The sequence below is a fragment of the Aquamicrobium defluvii genome (assembly GCF_004363725.1).
Taxonomy (GTDB): Bacteria; Pseudomonadota; Alphaproteobacteria; order Rhizobiales; family Rhizobiaceae; genus Mesorhizobium; species Mesorhizobium defluvii.
Genome location: NZ_SNZF01000007.1, coordinates 143,206 through 162,372, shown reverse-complemented (window position 1 = coordinate 162,372; position 19,167 = coordinate 143,206). Strand labels below are relative to the sequence as shown.

17 protein-coding genes are annotated in these 19,167 nt (G+C 66.0%); 2 read left to right on the top strand and 15 right to left on the bottom strand.

The window, feature by feature from the left end:
* Positions 1 to 31: 31 nt before the first annotated feature.
* The 14 genes from DES43_RS07610 to ccoN all read right to left on the bottom strand — a co-directional run bounded on the left by DES43_RS07610 (position 32) and on the right by ccoN (position 16,292).
* A complete protein-coding gene (locus tag DES43_RS07610; RefSeq protein WP_035026873.1) occupies positions 32 to 2,272 on the bottom strand; it encodes a CRISPR-associated helicase/endonuclease Cas3 in 2,241 nt (746 codons plus the stop codon).
* Positions 2,273 to 2,630: 358 nt separating this feature from the next.
* On the bottom strand, positions 2,631 to 3,035 hold the full coding sequence (locus DES43_RS07605) for a type II toxin-antitoxin system VapC family toxin (protein ID WP_035026875.1): 405 nt from the start codon (positions 3,033 to 3,035) through the stop codon (positions 2,631 to 2,633).
* The gene (locus tag DES43_RS07600) at positions 3,032 to 3,265 is read right to left on the bottom strand and encodes an AbrB/MazE/SpoVT family DNA-binding domain-containing protein (RefSeq protein ID WP_035026876.1); all 234 of its coding nucleotides are present in this window, start codon (positions 3,263 to 3,265) and stop codon (positions 3,032 to 3,034) included. Before DES43_RS07600 ends, DES43_RS07605 begins: the two co-directional genes overlap by 4 nt.
* Before the next feature lie 224 nt (positions 3,266 to 3,489).
* Positions 3,490 to 4,794, bottom strand: coding sequence for a plasmid replication protein RepC (gene repC, locus DES43_RS07595; protein ID WP_035026878.1), 1,305 nt, complete (start codon positions 4,792 to 4,794; stop codon positions 3,490 to 3,492).
* Positions 4,795 to 5,008: 214 nt separating this feature from the next.
* Positions 5,009 to 6,103 carry a plasmid partitioning protein RepB gene (gene repB / locus DES43_RS07590; protein WP_035026879.1) on the bottom strand — a complete coding sequence of 365 codons (1,095 nt, stop codon included), beginning with the start codon at positions 6,101 to 6,103 and terminating at the stop codon, positions 5,009 to 5,011.
* Positions 6,104 to 6,229: 126 nt separating this feature from the next.
* Positions 6,230 to 7,465 (bottom strand): plasmid partitioning protein RepA, encoded by a 1,236-nt coding sequence (repA, locus tag DES43_RS07585; RefSeq protein ID WP_051520568.1) that lies wholly within the window; start codon positions 7,463 to 7,465, stop codon positions 6,230 to 6,232.
* Positions 7,466 to 8,269: 804 nt separating this feature from the next.
* A complete protein-coding gene (gene ccoS / locus DES43_RS07580) occupies positions 8,270 to 8,428 on the bottom strand; it encodes a cbb3-type cytochrome oxidase assembly protein CcoS (RefSeq protein ID WP_035026881.1) in 159 nt (52 codons plus the stop codon).
* Positions 8,425 to 10,674, bottom strand: a complete 2,250-nt coding sequence (locus DES43_RS07575; RefSeq protein ID WP_035026883.1) for a cation-translocating P-type ATPase — start codon at positions 10,672 to 10,674, stop codon at positions 8,425 to 8,427. Before DES43_RS07575 ends, ccoS begins: the two co-directional genes overlap by 4 nt.
* On the bottom strand, positions 10,671 to 11,150 hold the full coding sequence (locus tag DES43_RS07570) for a FixH family protein (RefSeq protein ID WP_035026885.1): 480 nt from the start codon (positions 11,148 to 11,150) through the stop codon (positions 10,671 to 10,673). Before DES43_RS07570 ends, DES43_RS07575 begins: the two co-directional genes overlap by 4 nt.
* A 5-nt stretch (positions 11,151 to 11,155) precedes the next feature.
* Positions 11,156 to 12,712 (bottom strand): cytochrome c oxidase accessory protein CcoG, encoded by a 1,557-nt coding sequence (gene ccoG / locus DES43_RS07565; RefSeq protein WP_035026886.1) that lies wholly within the window; start codon positions 12,710 to 12,712, stop codon positions 11,156 to 11,158.
* A gap of 195 nt (positions 12,713 to 12,907) precedes the next feature.
* Complete coding sequence (gene ccoP / locus DES43_RS07560) at positions 12,908 to 13,762, bottom strand: cytochrome-c oxidase, cbb3-type subunit III (protein WP_035026887.1); 855 nt, start codon at positions 13,760 to 13,762, stop codon at positions 12,908 to 12,910.
* Between the two features lies 1 nt (position 13,763).
* Positions 13,764 to 13,916 carry a CcoQ/FixQ family Cbb3-type cytochrome c oxidase assembly chaperone gene (locus DES43_RS07555; protein ID WP_035026889.1) on the bottom strand — a complete coding sequence of 51 codons (153 nt, stop codon included), beginning with the start codon at positions 13,914 to 13,916 and terminating at the stop codon, positions 13,764 to 13,766.
* 9 nt (positions 13,917 to 13,925) lie between these two features.
* On the bottom strand, positions 13,926 to 14,657 hold the full coding sequence (ccoO, locus tag DES43_RS07550) for a cytochrome-c oxidase, cbb3-type subunit II (protein WP_035026890.1): 732 nt from the start codon (positions 14,655 to 14,657) through the stop codon (positions 13,926 to 13,928).
* A 12-nt stretch (positions 14,658 to 14,669) separates the two neighbouring features.
* Positions 14,670 to 16,292: a cytochrome-c oxidase, cbb3-type subunit I gene (gene ccoN, locus DES43_RS07545; protein ID WP_035026891.1), complete on the bottom strand. Its 1,623-nt coding sequence runs from the start codon at positions 16,290 to 16,292 to the stop codon at positions 14,670 to 14,672.
* A 150-nt stretch (positions 16,293 to 16,442) separates the two neighbouring features.
* Between ccoN and DES43_RS07540 the strand changes: the two genes are divergently transcribed.
* Positions 16,443 to 16,937, top strand: coding sequence for a hemerythrin domain-containing protein (locus tag DES43_RS07540; RefSeq protein WP_084496495.1), 495 nt, complete (start codon positions 16,443 to 16,445; stop codon positions 16,935 to 16,937).
* A gap of 3 nt (positions 16,938 to 16,940) precedes the next feature.
* Here DES43_RS07540 and DES43_RS07535 read toward each other — a convergent pair whose 3' ends face one another.
* A complete protein-coding gene (locus DES43_RS07535) occupies positions 16,941 to 17,663 on the bottom strand; it encodes a Crp/Fnr family transcriptional regulator (protein WP_342585386.1) in 723 nt (240 codons plus the stop codon).
* 145 nt (positions 17,664 to 17,808) lie between these two features.
* Here DES43_RS07535 and hemN point away from each other — a divergent pair, with 145 nt between their 5' ends.
* Positions 17,809 to 19,155, top strand: a complete 1,347-nt coding sequence (gene hemN, locus DES43_RS07530) for an oxygen-independent coproporphyrinogen III oxidase (RefSeq protein WP_035026894.1) — start codon at positions 17,809 to 17,811, stop codon at positions 19,153 to 19,155.
* Positions 19,156 to 19,167: the final 12 nt, after the last annotated feature.

Below are 19,167 nucleotides of genomic sequence, written 5' to 3'. Positions count from 1 at the left end.
GAAGGATAATCGAAATATGCGATGCCGCCCGTCACAGGATCGATCCTTCCAGCGACAGATACTCCGCATCCTCCCAGATCAGGCCGACATCCGGGTGGTAAAGGCTGTCATTCATCAGAACGGCAAACTGGTCGCCGCGCCGCTCCGGCTCCACAAACGCGACGTGGCCATTGCGAATGAGAAGGTCGCGCGCCTTTGGCGGCACCAGAACCACGTGGGATTGCAGATCACGCGCCAGCCTGCCTGAAGAAATGTCTTCAACGCCAAGCTTCTCGACCGCCGCTCTGGCATCGTCGTCGATGGCGACGATCACCGGTTCCAGCCCGCTCTCGATCATGCGGAAATCGCGGGCGACACTGCGGTAGCGGAAATCCGTGCCATGAGCGTTGAAACCGAGCCGCTCCAGTATGCCTTTTTCATCCAGCCCCTTGTCGCCGACACGCCAGTAAACCTCACCGAAATAATCTTCGACCGCAGCCGGCGCGGTCAGATCGTCATGCGTGGCGATGATGCGCTTCATGTCGCCGATCAGCCCGGCGATCTCGTGCGGCGGCGTGTAATCGGGCGCACGGAACACGGTGACGATGCTGTCTTCCCGCGCGCGCCTGCCCTCGCGGTTGACGCGCCCCGACGCCTGGATGATCTGATCGAGCCCCGCTTCGGCGCGAAATCCGACAGGAAAATCCACATCGACACCGGCTTCGATCAGGCTGGTGGCAATGAGCCGGCATGGTTGCCCGCTGGCCAGACGCCTGCGCACATCGGCCAGAATGCGGCGACGGTGCGCTGCATATTGCCGTGTGGTGAGGTGAACCGGACCGTCGAGCCCGGCCGATTGTGCCTGCCGGAACAGGTCGAGCGCATGGCGGCGGCTGTTGACGATGACCAGCGCCTGCGGGTGAGGTTCGAGTGCTTGCACGAGCGCGTCATTGTCCATGTCGCCGGCATGGCGGATGTGGGTGCGCGCCAGCTTTGCCGCCAGCCCCGCCGGGTCCGGCGCCAGCTCGCGCCCTTCCAGCGGCAGTCCGTCCCTGAAATCGGGGCGCTTTGCAAGCGCAGGCTGGGTGGCCGTGCACAGCACGATCGTGCAACCGTAATTGCGCGCCAGCTCATCCAGAACCCGCATCACGGCCTTCAGGTAATGCCGGGGCAGCGTCTGCGCCTCGTCCAGAATGAGGATCGAGTTGGCGATGTTGTGGAGCTTGCGGGCCCGCGACGGCCGCGCGGCAAACAGGCTTTCGAACAGTTGCACATTGGTCGTCACGACGACGGGCGCGGCCCAGTCTTCCATCGCCAGCTTGAGCTTGTCGCGCTGCTGCCAGCGTTCGCCTTTCGCCTCCGGATCGATGGAGGAATGGTGCTCCAGAACATGCTCCGCCCCCAGCACGTCGCGCAGAACCTGCGCCGTCTGCTCGATGATGGAGGTGAAGGGAATTGCCAGTATGATGCGCCGATGGCCGTATCGTCTCGCGTGGTCGAGCGCGAAGCCGAGCGACGCCAGCGTCTTGCCGCCTCCGGTCGGCACCGTCAGCGTGAACAGGCCGGGCTTGCCGGACGCGCCTTGCCGCACATGGGAGAGCACGCGGGCACGCACCTGTCCAAGCTCACCCGAAGGAGGCCCGAATCCGGCCATATGCGCGTCGAAGCGGGCGAGAAATCCGTCGATCAGGTCCTGAAGCGCAGGCCACTCCCGATCAGCCTGCCGTTCCCCAAGCGAGATATAAAACTGCTCCGTATCGCGAAAATCGGCGTCGACCAGGCAGGAAAAGACCATGCGTCCCATGAACGACATGGCGAAGGCGCGTTCCACGCGGTCGGCCGGCAGCGTGCGCATCATCTGCGGCATCAGGTCCGGCAGTTCCGCCGAAATCTCCCGCCGCCATTCGTCCTCGATGGTCAGCGGCGCCTGCATGCGCAGATCGAGCGTGCCATCGCCATCTCCCTGCCGGTCCGGCAGACCGGCGTGATGGCCAAGAATCGCGTAGGCTAGAAAATCGGCCATGACGGCGTTATCGCCCCTGGCGATGGATTTCAGGACCTGCGCGCCGGCGGTCGAGTGTTCAACCGCGATGCCGGAACCTTCCAGCCTCTTCTGGAAGGCCGCGGAATATTTTCCGAGATCGTGAAAAAGTCCGGCAGTATAAGCCGCATTTTCCAGCCCGAACGGCTGGGCCATGCCAGCGGCCAGCTTCGCCACCCCCTCAAGATGCAATTTCAGGCTCTGCCAGTCCCCTTTATCAGGCTGGCTGCCGCTATGCCCGTACCAGTCCATTTCCACCCGCCTGGTGCAAATATAGGTAGATCGTCAGGCAAATTGCAACCGTTCACCACCGCGTCGGCCCTGCAACCATGATCTCTGCGCATTCTATACATTTTTTCGATATAAACCGCACAAGCCGAAGACTCGGCATCACGCCCGATAATGTTGCCTTATCGGTCGTTTGGAGGGTCGGTGCCAAAGGTGCTGCCGCACCGGTCAAAAACCCGAAACAAAGCGTTCTGTACTTCTTGGCGGCTGTGAGGAACAGTTGAAGGATCGCAACATGCGCGGAAACAAGGCGGAAGCGCCGGGGCAAAGGCTGAAAGGATTGTGCAGCCAAGGCTACCACGCCATGAGAAGCAAACTGCGGTCATCCGTCCGGCGCGATCAGGGTCAGCCCCGAAAAGTAGCTGCGATATCGGCCGACGTCGCGCGTCAGAAGCGGCAGGCCGGATATGGCCGCATGGGCGCCGATGAAGAAATCGGGCAAAACCCCGGTTCGCGTTCCGCCCGAGCGACGGTAGCGGGCAAACACCTTGCCGGCCAGGAACAGCGCGGCGCGCGGCATCGGGAGCAGCTCCAGCCCCGCGGCCTCCACGAAGTCCTCCAGATCCTCGATGCGCTCATAGCGAACCGAAAGCTCGGAATAGACGACATCGTTGATCAGGAGCGGCCCGCGCAGGCTCGCGGCCTCAAGCTGCGCGATCGACCAGTCCGCCCAGCGCCTGTCGTCCGTGACCAGATCGAGCAGCACATTGGTGTCGACCAGCGTCACTTTTCACCGCGCGTCAACGCCATGATCGCGTCGGTGTCGAGGCCGGCGCCGGCATGCCCGCGCAGACGGGCAAAGCGGTTTTTCGGCGGCTTGCCATCGGCGCGCGCGATCACCACGCTGCCATCGGCGGCCCGGCGAAAATCGACCTTGCTGCCCGGCTCGATGCCGAGAAGATCGCGAACCGGCTTGGGGATCGTGACCTGTCCCTTGGAGGTGACCGTGGTTGCCATGATAAGCGCCCTTTCAGGTAATGACTGTTTTCCGAAAGGTATTACTTCGACGCGGGAATTTCAACCGAAAGCCTCCGACGACAGTTTTCGGGCAAGCGTTCTCCCGAAACAGGCTGGCTGGCGTGGCCCCATTTCTGGCGGCACGCACCCTCCCCTCGGCAAGAGGGCAGTTTCACGAATGGACATGCACAACCGTCCAGCGAAGGCCCGTCTCATTGCCCCCATCATTGCCTGTCGCTCCCCTCCCCTGCCCTTTCGAGGGCCGAAAGCATGGGCAGCAGCGAGAACCTGCCTTGCTCCGCGCGCCCGGTCAGCGCCCGCAGATAACCGCCCGGCGCCCGGATCGCTTCGGACCGTTCGAGAATTGCCGCGATCACCACGCTGGCTGCCAGTTTGCCCATCGTCTCGCAAGCCCTGGCCCAGGCATCCGGCGAAATGCCCAGCATAGAGCGCACAAGCTGTGCGGTTTGCAGCACATCGGCCCAGTCCGCGATGCCTGAGCGCGAATAGCTGGCGAGCGTCGGGCAAACACGCAACAGATAGGCTAGCGGCACCGGCTGGCTCTTGGTTTCGGGGGCTCTTCCCATGGGCAGCCCGTCATCGCCCTCGTCGAGCTCATCCGGCGTTTCATCGAAGCTGCCGTCTTCCCTCGTCTTCAGGGGCTCCCCAGCGGCCTTCAGCTCTTTTTCTGAGCTATTATCAAATGATGGTTCTGTTTTTGTATTCTGATATTGCCGCTCGGAATCGAGGTCATTGCCGCTCATTTCTGTATCGGAAAGACATTCGAGATAGGCGTTTTCCACCTGTGCCCGAAGACGCAGAAGCGCATCGCGTCTCTGTTCGAGGAGATCACGCGTGGTCGTACGCGCCAGGCGGCGGCTCAGAGGCATCAGGGCCATGGCAAAGCCTTCCCAGTCGCCCTTGCGCTTCTCTTCCCTGCCAGCCTCGACGATCTTGGCGATGTCGCGCTGGTGAATGGTGATCTCGCCGCGCAGGCGCCGGCGCAGCCGTTCCTCGGCCCGGGCCGCTTCCGCAGCCTCGTGGATCGCTCCGGCGGCCAGCGCCAGAGGCGCGAGATCGAAGCCGAACGCGCTCTCCACCTCCCCCCGCTCGTCGCGGCGGCAGTATCGCTTGCCGTTGGCGCTGTCGCGCCGCAGGATCAGCCCCGCTTCCACCAGCGCCGCCAGATGCCGGCGCAGCGTCGCATCGGCCATGCCGCGGCTGCGCAGGGAAAGCTCCGCATTGGAAGGGAACACGATGATCGGCTGCGATCCGTCCAGCTCGCGCTCGGGATGGAAGCTCAAAAGCGCATCGAGCACGGCGATGGTCCGGTCGGAGAGACCGAAAGCGGCGCGCGCTTCGGTAAGCGCCCGCAGGAGCTGCCATTTCCCGGCGCGCCCGGTGTCGTTGCCGGCCTGGCTGCCCTCATTCAGTTCCGCCTGCCGCCGGTATATCGCCTCCCGGTGCCGGATTTGGGCAACACCAGTTCGCCCGCCGCCGAAAGGCGTCGTCGCAAAACGCTCCGTCATAAGAATCACCTCAATTCGAGGCACAAAAATGCCGGACCAGCACGCGCCAGCGTCTTGACAATACACTGCGGAAGTGATTCTTTCAGATTGCTGCATCGAAAGGGGCTTCCGGGATGGCGACGTTCTGGAGGCCTTTTTTCTTGCCTGCTTCTCCGCTCGTGGTTTCCGTTCTTCGCTCACATGCCGGACAGGATGCGACCCTGCCGGCAGGTCCTCATGTTTCGTCCTGCACGTTGTTGCCCTGTCCGGCCCGGAAGGCGGCATGCAGGCGCGGCAGCTCGGCCGCCACATAGTCGGCGAAGCCAGTGCCGGCACTGTCCGGGATCGTCAGCCGCGTGGCCTTGCCAGCAGCCGCCAGTTCGCCAAGCACCCTGCCCTCGCCATCGGCGATCCGGCGCGCCTGACGGCCAGCCTTCGCCGCCTCCTGCCCGCGCTTGTGTGCGGCCGCCTGAAGCCGGTCGAACAGGTGCTGGAACCGCGTGTCGCTGTCGGCGTCGCGGAAGTGGCGCATGCCGATCTCGTGGCGCGCCACGCCACGGTCGGCTGAAAGCAGTTCGCCAAGCTCCATCCAGCGCGGCCGGCCGGCCTTCGGCGCGGGGCCGATCGCCTGCACGATGTCGAGCGGCACCTTCTCGGTCACCTGCAACAGGCGCGACATTTCGGATTTGTGGACGGCAAGGGCGGCCTGGGCGGTGGCGCGGTCGAAGCCGTGGTCGAGCAGCGCCTTGGCGAAGAAGGCCCGCTCGATGAAGGAGAGCGCTCGTCTCTCCGCATTTTCCTTGCCCTGCGCCATAGCCAGCCCGGCATCGTCGAGCGTCCGCACCACGGCGCGCACCGGGCGGCCAAGCTCGCGCGCGGCCTGGGCGCGGCGGTGGCCATAGGCGATCTGGTAGATTCCCCGCGCGGCCCTTTCCGGATCGGGATGAGGGCGCACGAGAACCGGCACCTGCTGCCCGTGTTCGGCCATGCTGGCCTTCAGCGTCTCGAAATCCTCGTCGTTGCGTGCGCCGTCGCTCAGCCGGTCGAGGAAAGGCGAGCGCTCCAGAAGGTTCGGATCGAGCTCCACCACATGCTCGCCGGCCGCCAGAAGCTCGCGCAGCTTGCCGGCTTCCTCCGCCTCCTGCGACAGCGAGCCCAGCGTCAGCCCCATGGCCTTGACCGCGGCCGAGGTGGCGCGTCTCGGCGAAGGCGCGGCAATGGAGGCGGCGGGCGCCCCCTCCGGCGACGACGGTGCAGAAGCCTGCCCGCCGGGCTCCGGCGGCGTTGCGCCGGATAGAAACGAACGAAGCCTGTCCTTGCGTGTGCTCATCTCACATCACCTCCTGCCACGCATCATGCGGGTGATTCGGCATGTGGGGATAAATTGCGGCGCGGGCCTGCACCCTGCCCGACCCGATTCGGGGTCCGTGCATGAAGTTGACAGCTGTCAACCGCCTCATGGCTTGCGTCCCCACGATTGCAGCAGCAGCGCCTCGATTTCGGCGTTCACCGCGTTCAGCGCCTCGAAGGCGCGGTCATAGGTGGCGCGGTGAAAGTTCTCCCGGCCGACCTCGTAGAGCGTCTGCTTGGAAAGCCCCGCATCGGAAATGGCGGTCGACTTCACCATCGGCGCGGTCAGGACACGGTCCCCGAACTGCGTGCGCAGGAAACCCGCAATCTGGGCCTGCGGTCCGTCATTGGGTTCATAGCGGGTGACGAGATAGCGCAGGAAATCGAAGTTGAGCTCGCCCCCCGCCTCGCGCACCACCGCCAGCAGGTCGGAGGTCATGAACAGGAACTGGCTCATCGACGCCACGTCCAGCATCTGCGGATGCACGGTGACGATGACGGATGTGGCGGCGCAAAGCGCGCTCAGCGTCAGGTAGCCGAGTTGCGGCGGGCAGTCGATGACCACCACGTCGTATCTGTCCTCGACCGTTGCGATGGCCTGCTGCACGCGGGCGAAGAACAGGTCGCCGGGCTGCCCCTGCCCGCGCATGGCCAGATGCTGCGGCGTGGTGTGCTCGAACTCCTGAAGCTCGAGGTTGCCCGGCACCAGGTCGAGCCCGTCGAAATAGGTGGGGCGGATGACGCTGGCCAGCTCGACGCGTTCGTCGTCGTAGCGGATCGCGCCATAGAGCGTGTCGTTGCCGGTCAGGTCGAGCTCGGGCTGATAGCCGAACAGGGCCGAGAGCGAGGCCTGCGGATCGAGGTCGATGGCCAGCGTGCGGTAGCCTTGCAGGGCAAGATACTGCGCCAGATGGGCCGATGTCGTGGTCTTGCCGGAGCCGCCCTTGAAATTGGTGATCGCCACCACCTGCAGGTGCTCGCCGCCCTGACGATGACGCAGATAGTGACGCGCCCTGGCGCCACCCTGACCGGCAAGATGCGCGCGCAATGCGTTGACGTCGGCCAGCGTATAGAGACGGCGTCCGCCGGCGCCGACCTCGGGCGAGGGGCCCTCGCCGGAAATGGAGAGCTGCCGCAGATAGCCGTCGGTGACGCCGATGAGGCGCGCGGCCTCGCCGCTGGTGAAGGGGCGCAGCGTCTTCATCGCGCTTGGCGGAAACAGGCGCCCGCGCAGGCTGGCGAGCTCCGCCGACAGGCGTTCGGCATCCGCCGCGATCTGGCGGTCGGCCGGCTCCCGCATGTGTGTTTCCATCTGCCCCATGGCCTCGGCCTGGACTGTCATCGTCAAACCCGCCTGCACAAAATCAAAGCCGATCCCTGCCGGAAACGGCACGCTCCGACTCACCCGGCACGGGTGAAGTCTACGCAATTACGTCAGAGTTTACAGCGGCCAGCGCGAGTTACGGAAAAACACAATATTTACCCGGTGGCGGCGTAGATACGCTCGGGGAAATAACGATTCCTGTCAAGGAAAAGAGAGTTAACGGAAATTAACCTTTCTGCAACCGAATCAGGCGCTTGCGGTTGCCAGCTGTCAACCGGCCAGCCACGGGCGGCTTCCTGCAAAAGACCCGTGGATTCAAGGGATTGGCTGACTTCAACGATGGAACTGCATACCCGCACGCCCTTTCCGGCAATGCCAGGCCGGCACGAGCGGACCCGCCTGAAGCTGTCCGTGACGCACCCTTTCCGTAGCGGAGGCAGAAGAATCGCCCCTTCCGGCTTCGGCCGATGGGTCGGGCTTTCTCCGCCGCTTCCCTCAGCCAACCCCGGCGGCAACCGGGAAACCGCTCCCATGCCTGCCGACAGAAAGGGAGAGGAGGGGGGAAGAACAGGGGAGCGCCTCGCCATCCGGGCAGGAATGCCCGCCGCAGCATTGACCCGTGGGCACCGTCAAAATTGACGGGCGGCATCGACCGCGTCTTCACGTGTGACCGGGATGAGCTGCCGGGCACCGGAACCGGCGATGCTGGCGGTCGCCGCGATTCAAGGCAGGCGGCAAATCCATTCGCAGGGCATCGCGTGAGAAGCCTATCCCGACGGCGTGGTCGACACCGCAGGGACGCACCCGCGAATGCAGGCGCGCTCAATCGCGCGGATCGCCCTTGTCGTCGTCCAGCAGGATGCGCTGGGCCGCGCCGTCGAGGTCATCATACTGGCCGCTGCGCAGCGCCCACAGGAAGGCGATCAGGCTGATGGCGCCGAGGAACAGCGCCACCGGGATGAGATAGACGAGGATGCTCATGCCGCCACCGGCTCGGTTGCCGGCAGCGCCTTGGCTGCCGCCGCGCTGCGGCTCGCGCGCATCAGGCGCAGCGCATTGGTGATGACGAGGAGCGACGAGCCCGACATGGCGATGGCCGCGATCAGCGGCGTGACATAGCCCAGAATGGCGATCGGCACGGCGATGACGTTATAGACGATGGCGATGCCGATGTTCTGGCGGATGAGCTGCCCGGCGCGCTCCGCCACCTCGATCGCCGTGGTGACGGCGGACAGGCTTTCGCGCAGGAACACGAAATCGGCGGCGTTGCGGCCGATTTCGGCGGCCGTCGCGGGGGCCATGGAGACATGGGCGGCGCCGAGCGCCGGCGCGTCGTTCAGCCCGTCGCCCACCATCAGCACCTTGCGGCCTTCCTGCGCCAGTTCCTCTATGCGCGCCACCTTCTGCGCCGGCAGAAGCGCCGCGCGCCATGTGTCGATGCCGAGCTCCGCGGCGACGCGGCGGCAGGCGGCTTCCGTATCGCCGGACAGCATCTCGACGGGGCCGACATTCGCCGTGAGCGCGGCGATGGTGGCGCGGGCGCCGGCGCGGGTCTCGTCCTCGAACGCGAAGCGGGCGACGATCCCGCCATTGCGGGAAAGCACCGTGCCGCTCTCCTGCGAGGCATGCGCCGCCCAGTTCGCGCGGCCGAGCCGCCAGAGCGTGTCGCCCGCCCTCGCCTCCATGCCGAAGCCCGGCAGTTCCTTCACCTCGTCGAAGCCGGAGAGGAGGGCAGGGGAGGGGGCCGCGCCGGCCTGTGCGGCAATGGCCAGGGACAGCGGATGGCACGAATGGGCGGCAAGTGCCGATGCCACGCCCAGCAGGCGCGGTGCGATCTCATGCACATTGGTGAGGCGCGGATGGCCGAGCGTCAGCGTGCCGGTCTTGTCGAACACGACGGCATCGGCCTGCGCGAGACGCTCCATGGCGGCCCCGTCCCTGACCATGATGCCGTTCTCGAACAGCCGGCGCGCCGCCACCACCTGCACGATGGGAACGGCGAGGCCGAGCGCGCAGGGACAGGTGATGATGAGCACGGCGATGGCGATGGTGATCGCCTGATGCCAGTCCGCCCCGGCCAGCATCCAGCCGATGAAGGTGACGAGGGCGGTCAGGTGCACCACCGGCGCATACATGGCCGAGACGCGGTCGGCGATGCGGCGGTAACGGGCGCGGCCGCCTTCGGCGGCTTCCATGAGGCGCATCATTTCGGCAAGGAAGGAGGAGGAGGCGGGCCGCGTGGCTTCCAGCGTCAGCGGGCCGGTGAGGTTGAGCGTGCCGGCCTGGATTTCCGCGCCCGCGGCCACGGGCTGCGGCGCGCTCTCGCCATTGACCAGCGAGCAGTCGAGGTCGGACGCGCCCTGCACGACCTTCGCATCGACCGGGATGCGCTCGCCGGCGGCCACCAGCAGCCGCATGCCGGGCTCCACCTCGCCGATGGGGCGATAGTCGCGCGTGCCGTCGCCGAACAGCACCAGCGCCCCGCGCGGGCTGAGGCGGGCGAGGCCGGCCACGGCGGCGCGCGCCTTGTTGCGCATGACATGGTCGAGCGTGCGGCCGATGAGCAGGAAGAACAGCAGCGTCACCGAAGCGTCGAAATAGGCGTGGCTGCCCGAATGCCAGGTGTCGTAGATGCTCAGGGCGTAGGCCATGGTGATGCCGATGGCGATCGGCACGTCCATGTTCATGCGTCCGTGGCGCAGCGCGCCCCAGGCCGAGCGGTAGTAGATGCCGCCGGCCACCGCCAGCGCGGGCAGCGCGATCAGCGCCGAGACCCAGTGGAACAGGTCGCGCGTGGCGCCTTCAGCGCCCGACCATACCGAGACCGAGAGCAGCATGATGTTGCCGGCGGCGAAACCCGAAACGGCCAGCGCCCGCAGCAGTTCGGAAAGCACGGGGTCCTTGCCCTCCTGCGCATCGTCGAACAGGTGCGGCGTATAGCCGAGGCCGTCGAGCGTCTGCACGATGGGCGGCAGCGTGTTGCCGCGCCAGCGCACGCTGACGCGTTTCGTGGACAGGTTGACGCGCGCCCGCTCGACCGTATCGAGCTTTCCAAGCGCGGTCTCGACCGCATGGATGCAGGCGGCGCAATGCACGCCCGGCACCGAAAGCTCCACCTGCCGCGTGCCGTCGCCCATGTCGCGGGCGGCGAAGGCGACTTCCTCGTCCGAGGGCAGCGCGCCGAGCGCCGCGGCAAGGTCCTCGGTTCCGGGCGCGCAGCAGCTCATTCGATGGCCCCGCCCTTGACGACGATGCGATGGATCTCGTGCCAGGGCACGTCGCGCCCGGCATCCGCCTCGATCTCCACGATCCACGCGCCATCGCCGATGGCGAAGGGTGCGTCGAGCGCGCCGCCGGAGGCGGGTGCGAGGGCCAGCGTGGTGTCCTGCGCGTCGCTCACCGGGCGGCGGAAGGTGGCGGTGCCGGCCTTCAGGTCCACCGGCCTGCCTTCGGCATCGGCGAGCGCGAAGCGGAAGGAGCCGCCGGCACCGGTCAGGGTGGTGCTCCAGCCGAGCGCCACCTGCTCGCGGTGCTCGCGCGACTTCCTGTTGAAGTCGAGCCCGGCGACATAGGAGTTGCGCACCACGAAGCCGGTCCAGCTCGTATTGGCATAGACCGCCATGGTGAGGTTGGCGGCGACGATGACGCCGAAGAAGGCCACCATGATCAGGAGGAAGTGGCGACCGGTGAATTGCTGGCTCATCCCTGTCACTCCGGGGTTTCGAAGCTGGTCACGTAATCGGCGGAGTCGAGGCTCGACTTGTCCTCGACATGGAAGACCAGCCGCTGCGCCTTGCCCGGGCTCTTCGCGTCCTCGCGCGGCTGGCGCACATAGACCTTGAGCGAGCGTGCCCGGTCCGGCTCCAGCGTCACGGTGATGGCGCTGCCTTCCTCATGGTCGAGGCCCACGACATTCATGGTCGCACCAGGCAGCTCGCCGAGGCTGACGGTGACCGTGCGCTCCTCGGGAATCTTGTTGAGCAGCTTGACCGTATAGCCGTTGCGGATCGAACCGTCCGAAAGCACAACATATTGAGGATTTCGATCGTGCAGCACGTTCATCTCCAGCCGGTCGCGGGAAACCAGCCCGTAGATCAGCAGCAGGCCGACCAGCGCCCAGCCGCCAAAATAGATGAAGGTGCGGGGTCTGAACAGCTTCCTGAGGTGGAAGTGCGACACCGCGTCCGACATGCGCCCCGCAGCGTCGCGCACCAGCGAAGGGCGTATTTCGTGGGCGCCGTCGCCGGTCGCCAGCGCCATGTTGCTGTTGTAGTCGGCCAGCGTCGTATAGGAGATCAGGCCGCGCTCGCGGCCGAGCTTGTCCATCACGCCGTTGCACGCGTCGATGCACAGCGCGCAGGTGATGCACTCCAGCTGCTGGCCGTCGCGGATGTCGATGCCCATGGGGCAGACGACGACGCAGGCATTGCAATCGACGCAGTCGCCGGCGGCGACACCGGCGGCGGCCGCCTTCTTGGCGCCGCGCGTGCGCGGCTCCCCGCGCCAGTCGTTATAGGTGACGGTCAGCGAATGCTCGTCCAGCATCGCAGCCTGGATGCGGGGCCAGGGGCACATATAGGTGCAGACCTGCTCGCGCATCAGGCCGCCGAACACGTAGGTCGTGGCGGTCAGCACGGCAACGGTCATGTAGGCGACAGGCGCGGCCTGCCCGGTGACGAAATCCATCACCAGATAGGGCGCGTCGGAGAAATAGAAGATCCATGCGCCGCCGGTCGCCACCGCAATGGCGATCCAGATCGCATGCTTTGCGGTGCGCAGCGCAATCTTGCGCGCCGTCCACGGCGCCTGATCGAGGCGGATTCGGGCGTTGCGGTCGCCCTCTATGGCGCGCTCGACGACGAGGAAGAGATCGACCCACACGGTTTGCGGGCAGGTGTAGCCGCACCATGCGCGCCCGACCGTGGAGGTGATGAGGAACAGGCCGAGCCCGGCCATCACCAGAAGGCCGGCGACCAGAAAAAACTCCTGCGGCCAGATCTCGATGAAGAAGAAGTAGAAGCGGCGGTTGGCGATATCGACCAGAACCGCCTGATCCGGCGCATGCGGCCCGCGGTCCCAGCGAATCCACGGCGTCAGATAGTAGATGCCGAGGGTGATGGCCATGACCAGCCACTTGAAGTTGCGAAATGAGCCGTTGGCGCGCTTGGGAAATATCTTCTTGCGCGCGGCATAGAGCGGCTGACGCAGCTTCGCTGAGTTGACCGCCTCCGCATCGTGGCGCTCGAACTCGACTGTGCCGGACATGCTGTTCTCCTGACCGCGTGGTACCACGGACGAAAACATGCCTCCTATAACCCCGAAGCGGCTTGATTTAGGTCAAGCCCGGGGTGCGGCACAGTGACCGCGCCGTCCGCGGCCAGAAGGCCCGGCATCGCTGCCGGGCCCTCCGGCCCCCCGGCTATTCGCCCGGCCCTTCTCAGGTGGGGCCGATGGTTGGGGTCAGCGGCCCCCGCCGAGCGAATGGACGTAAACGGTCAGTTCCTTCACGGTGGTCTCGCCCAGCCGCGCCTGCCAGGCCGGCATCACGCCGTGACGCGGCTGGCGCACCTGCGCGGTAATCTCGGCGGGGCTCGAACCGTAGAGCCAGATTGCATCGGTCAGGTCCGGCGCCCCGAACTCGGCGCCGCCCTTGCCGGCCTCGCCATGGCAGGCCGCGCAGTTGTTGGCGAAGACCTCGGCGCCCGGCCCGGTGAGATCGCCGCCGCTCGACAGGGCCACGACGTGCTTCACGACGTCGCCGGTCTCCTCGCGGCTGAGAATGTCGCCATAGGCGGGCATTTCGGAAATGCGCGTGTCCTCGTCGCCGGCGAAGCGGATGCCGTGGGCGATGGTGGTGCGGATGTCCTCGGGCGCGCCGCCCCACAGCCATTCGTCGTCGTTGAGGTTGGGATAGCCGGGCGAGCCCGCGGCGCCGGAGCCGTGGCACTGCACGCAGTTCACCTTGAAGGCAGCCGAGCCGGCCGAAATGGCGAACTGGCGCAGGGTGTCGTCGGCCAGGATCTCTTCGACCGAAGCCTTTTCGATGGCGGCCACGTAATCGCCCTTGGCAGCTTCCGCAGCGGTCAGTTCAGTGCGCAGGTCGGCGCGGCTCGACCAGCCGAGCATGCCGGAGGTGGCGGAACTGACCAGCGGCCAGGCCGGGTAGGCGATGGTGTAGACGAGCGCCCACACGATGGTGGCGTAGAAGGTCCACAGCCACCAGCGCGGCATGGGATTGTCGAGTTCCCTGATGCCGTCCCATTCATGGCCGGTCGTGGCGACGCCACTGATTTCGTCGATTTCCTTGTGGCTCATGTCAGTCGTCCTTGAGCGGGATGCGGGCGGCTTCGTCGGCCTGTTCGCGGCTGCCGGGGCGGAAGGCGAAGATCACGACGCCGATGAAGAACAGCGTCATGAACAGCAGCCCCCACGAATCGGCGAACTGGCGCAGCCAGGTGTAGGTTTCCATCGAAGCCTCCTAGCGCGAGCCGTCAGGCTCGTCGTAGGTCGTGAAATCGACCAGCGTGCCGAGCATCTGGAGATAGGCGACCAGCGCATCCATTTCGGTCAGGCGGTTGGGATTGCCGTCGAAATCGCCGAGCTTGGCCTTGGGGTAGCGGGCCTCGACGCCGGAAGTGTCGGCGTTGGGGTCGGCCTGCGCCTCGATGTCGGCCACGGCGTTCCCGATCATCTCGTCGGTGTAGGGCACGCCGACGCGCCGGTTGGCGACCAGATGCGTCTCGAAATTGCGGATGTCGAGATCCTTGTCCTTCAGGAAGGCATAGCTCGGCATCACCGATTCCGGCACCACCGAGCGCGGCTCGATCAGGTGCTGCACGTGCCATTCGTTGGAATAGCGGTCGCCGACGCGGGCAAGGTCCGGCCCGGTGCGCTTCGACCCCCACTGGAAGGGATGGTCGTACATCGATTCCGCCGCCAGGCTGTAATGGCCGTAGCGCTCGACCTCGTCGCGGAACGGGCGGATCATCTGCGAGTGGCAGACATAGCAGCCCTCGCGGACATAGATGTTGCGCCCGGCCAGCTCCAGCGGCGAATAGGGCCGCATGCCGTCCACCTTCTCGATGGTGTTCTCGAGGTAGAACAGCGGCGCGATCTCGACGATGCCGCCGATGGAGACCACGAAAAGCGAGCCGACCAGCAGAAGGGTGGCGTTCTTTTCGATGGTCCTGTGCTTGTCCAGAAGTGCCATTCGGTCAAACTCCTATTCGGCCGGCACGGCGGCGGGGCGGGGAGCGGCGGACTTGCCGCCGATCGGCTCTTCCTCGCGCTCATGGCCCAGAATGGTCATGGTGAGGTTGTAGGCCATGATGATCGCGCCGGCGAGGTAGAGGGCGCCGCCGAGTGCGCGCATCAGGTAGTAGGGGAACATGGCCTGCACGGTTTCCGCGAAGGAATAGACCAGGAAGCCCTGCTCGTCGTATTCGCGCCACATCAGGCCCTGCATGATGCCCGACACCCACATCACGGCCGCGTAGACCACGATGCCGATCATGGCGAGCCAGAAGTGCCACACCACGAGGCGCTCGGAGTAGAGCCGCGCGCGGCCCCACAGCCTCGGCACCATGAAGTAGAGGGCGGCGAAGGTGATCAGCCCGTTCCAGCCGAGTGCGCCGGAGTGGACGTGCCCGATGGTCCAGTCGGTGTAGTGCGACAGCGAGTTGACCGCCTTGATCGACATCATCGGACCCTCGAAGGTGGCCATGCCGTAGAAGGCGATGGCCGCGACCATCATGCGGATGACGGGGTCGGTGCGGATCTTGTCCCAGGCGCCCGAGAGCGTCATCAGGCCGTTGATCATGCCGCCCCAGGAGGGCATCCACAGCATGATGGAGAACACCATGCCCAGCGTCTGCGCCCAGTCGGGCAGGGCGGTGTAGTGCAGGTGGTGGGGACCTGCCCAGATGTAGAGGAAGATCAGCGCCCAGAAGTGGATGATCGACAGCCGGTAGGAATAGACCGGGCGGCCGGCCTGCTTCGGCACGAAGTAGTACATCATGCCGAGGAACCCGGCGGTGAGGAAGAAGCCGACCGCGTTATGGCCGTACCACCACTGCGTCAGCGCATCCTGCACGCCGGCGAACAGCGAATAGGAGCGCGAGCCCACGAAGGATGCCGGCACCGCCAGATTGTTGACGATGTGCAGCATGGCGATGGTGACGATGAAGGCGAGGTAGAACCAGTTGGCGACGTAGATGTGCGGTTCCTTGCGCTTCAGGATGGTGCCGAGGAACACCAGCAGGTAAGCGACCCACACGATGGTCAGCCAGATGTCGACATACCACTCGGGCTCTGCGTATTCGCGGCTCTGGGTGATGCCCAGCAGGTAGCCGGTGGCGGCCATGACGATGAAGAGCTGGTAGCCCCAGAACACGAACCAGGCGAGGTCGCCGCCGAACATGCGCGCGCGCGAGGTGCGCTGGACGACATAGAAGGACGTCGCGATCAGCGCGTTGCCGCCGAAGGCGAAGATCACGGCCGAGGTGTGCAGCGGCCGCATCCGGCCGAAATTGAACCAGGGCTCGATGTTGAGATCGGGGAAGGCGAGTTGCAGGGCGGCGACGACGCCGACGGTCAGGCCGATCACGCCCCAGAAGATGGTGGCGATGGCCCCGTAGCGGATCGGTCCGTCCATATAGGCGTCCGGATCGGGCGCCTGCACGGGCGCGAACTGCGCGCGGCGTATCAGCACGAAGGTCGCGCCGACGAGTACGAAGAACAGCACCCACATGTGCTGGGCGAAGAGCTGATCTGCCGCGAAGCCCGCCCCCATGAGGGCGACGAACGCGAACAGGCCCAGGCCGACGATATATGATCCGTTGGTCATCCAGAGTCCCCGATCCTTGCCCGGCCGGGCTCATGACACCCGCCGGCGTACCTCTCATTGAGTGGTTCGGGTGCACTGCGCATTGATCCATGTCAACGCCGTGACGCGTCGTCGCATCCATTGTTGGCGCGGTCGATCGGGTCATGAAAAATGAAAACCATACAGATAACGGCCCTTCCGGGAGATGAGACGTCGCGCCAGCGCTGCCAGACGAGCGTGCTGGCCATCGTGGAACTGGCCCATGCCCAGATGCTGCGGCTTTGCGCCCTGCTGGAAGAGGTGGCCGATTCGCTTCCCGCCAGCATCGACCGCCGCAAATGCATGATGATCGCCTGCGAGCTGGAACCGCTGGTGCGGGGCATCCACCGATTCGAGGAGGAAACGCTGCTGCCGGCCTATGAGCGCGTTCTGGAGCAGCGGGGAAGGGGGCGCGGCTCGGTGGAGAGGCTGCGCGCCGAACATATCGAGGACGAATGCTTCGCCGGCGAGCTGACGGAAGCGCTGCTGGTGCTCGGGCGCGACGGGTCGGTCGACAATCCGGAAGCGCTGGGCTTCATGCTGCGCGGCTTCTTCGAGGCGCAGCGCCGCCATGTCGCCTTCGAGCGCGAGCATGTGCTGCCGGAAATCGGCTGCGTCGAAGCCTGAGGGTCAGTTGCCCGCCCGCGCTTCCAGGCGGCTGAGGCTGGGGACGACGATATGGCGGTTGTTCTCGATGCTGATGACCTTGTCGGCACGCAGGCGGGTGAGCTGCCGGCTCACCGTCTCGATGGTCAGCCCGAGGAAATCGGCGATGTCGGCGCGCGTCAGGGGCAGGTCGAAGGCCGCCGCATCCCCGTCCGGATTGTCCGTCGGATCGATATGGCGCGCGATCATCAGCAGGAAGGAGGCGATCTTCTCGGCTGCCGTCTTGCGCCCCAGCGTCACCATCCAGTCGCGCGCCTCGTCCAGCTCGTCCAGCGCCTGGCGGTACAGCCGGCGCTCCAGTTCAGGCGACGCCTGCATCATGCGCTCGACGGCTGCCTTGGGGAAGGCGCACAGCGACACGTCGGTCGCCGCTTCCGCGTTGAGATCGCTCTCGGTCTTGAACGGGCGGCCGAGGAAATCCGGTGCGAATTGCAGGCCGACGATCTGCTGGCGCCCGTCCGAAAGGGTCTTGGTCAGCTTCACGACGCCCGACAGCACATTGGCATAGGTGTCGATCCGCTCGGCATCGCCCAGAAGCTCGGTGCCGCTTTGCGCCTGCTGCTTGTGCGAGCTTTTGGCCAGCGAAACGAGCTGTTCCGGCTCGAGCGCCCCGCAAACGCCCCTGTGGCGCGCCTCGCAGGACACGCACAGCACGGGTATACCGTCGGTATGAATGTCCTTGCGCACGATTCAGCCACCTTTCGGTTCTCCGATAGCACCTTAGCGCAATTGACGCGCCGCGTCAGTTTGTCTTGCTCTCATGACGTTTGATCGAGGTCAACGCGGCCTTGCCCGCAAAACGGCAGAGCTTTTGCGCAAACAAGGAGGCATCATGTCCGCGCAGGCAGCTTTCAGGTTCGCCGACACCGCTCCGCGCTATACGAGCTACCCCACGGCCCCGCATTTCCACGAGGGCGTGAAAGACGCCACCGTGCGCGGCTGGATGGCGGCCGTGAAGGACGGCGAGGCCGTATCGCTCTACATCCACATCCCGTTCTGCGACCGGCTGTGCTGGTTCTGCGCCTGCCATACGCGCCACACGCTGCGTTACGAGCCGGTGGCGGCCTATCTGGAAACGCTGTATCGCGAGATCGCGCTGGCGGCGGCCTCCCTGCCGGATTCGGTGCAGGTGGGCGCGGTGCATCTCGGCGGCGGCTCGCCCACGCTGCTCACGCCGCAGGATTTCCGGCACCTGATGGATACGCTGCGGGCAACCTTCCGCTTCACGGCCAATGCCTCCGTCAGCGTCGAGATCGACCCGACCGACATGGACGAGGCGCGCCTCGACGCCATCGCCGCCGCCGGCGTCACCCGAGCCAGCCTCGGCGTGCAGGATTTCCGCATCGAGGTGCAGAAGGCCATCAACCGCGAACAGAGCTTCGAAGACACGAAGGCCGTCGTGGAGGGCCTGCGGGCGCGTGGCGTTTCGGCCATCAATCTCGACCTCGTCTACGGCCTGCCGCACCAGAGCGTCGCCTCCATCGCCGATACGGTCGCCCTGTCGCTGTCGCTCAGGCCGAGCCGTCTGGCGCTGTTCGGCTACGCCCATGTGCCGTGGTTCAAGAAGCACCAGAAGCTGATCGACGAGGCCGCCCTTCCGGACCGCGAGGCGCGCATGGCCCAGTCGGCGCGGGCCGCCGCCCTCATCCGCGAAGCCGGCTACGAGGCGATCGGCCTCGACCACTTCGCCCTGCCGGACGACAGCCTGGCGCTGGCAGCACGGCGCGGCGCGCTGCGCCGCAATTTCCAGGGCTACACCGACGACGGATGCGAAACGCTGATCGGCCTCGGCCCGTCCTCGATCAGCGGTTTTCGCGAAGGCTATGCCCAGAACGCGCCGGCCATGGGCATCTACCGGCGCGCCATCGAGAAGGGCATGCTGCCGGTGGCGCGCGGCTTCGAGCTGTCGGGCGAGGATCGCGTTCGCGCCTGGGTGATCGAGCGGCTGATGTGCGATTTCGGCTTCTCCGCGGACGAGGCGTCGGGACGTTTCGGGGAAGATGCCGAGGCCGTCGTCGACGAGGCGCGCCAGATGTGCGACCGCTTCCCCGACGTCCTGTCGCGGCAGGGCGACAGCTTCACGGTCCAGCCGCAGGCGCGCGCCCATGTGCGGTCCGTGGCGGCCGGCTTCGACAGCTACATCGGGCGCGGCACCGCCCGCCACTCCATAGCGGTCTGAGGAACGGGCTGT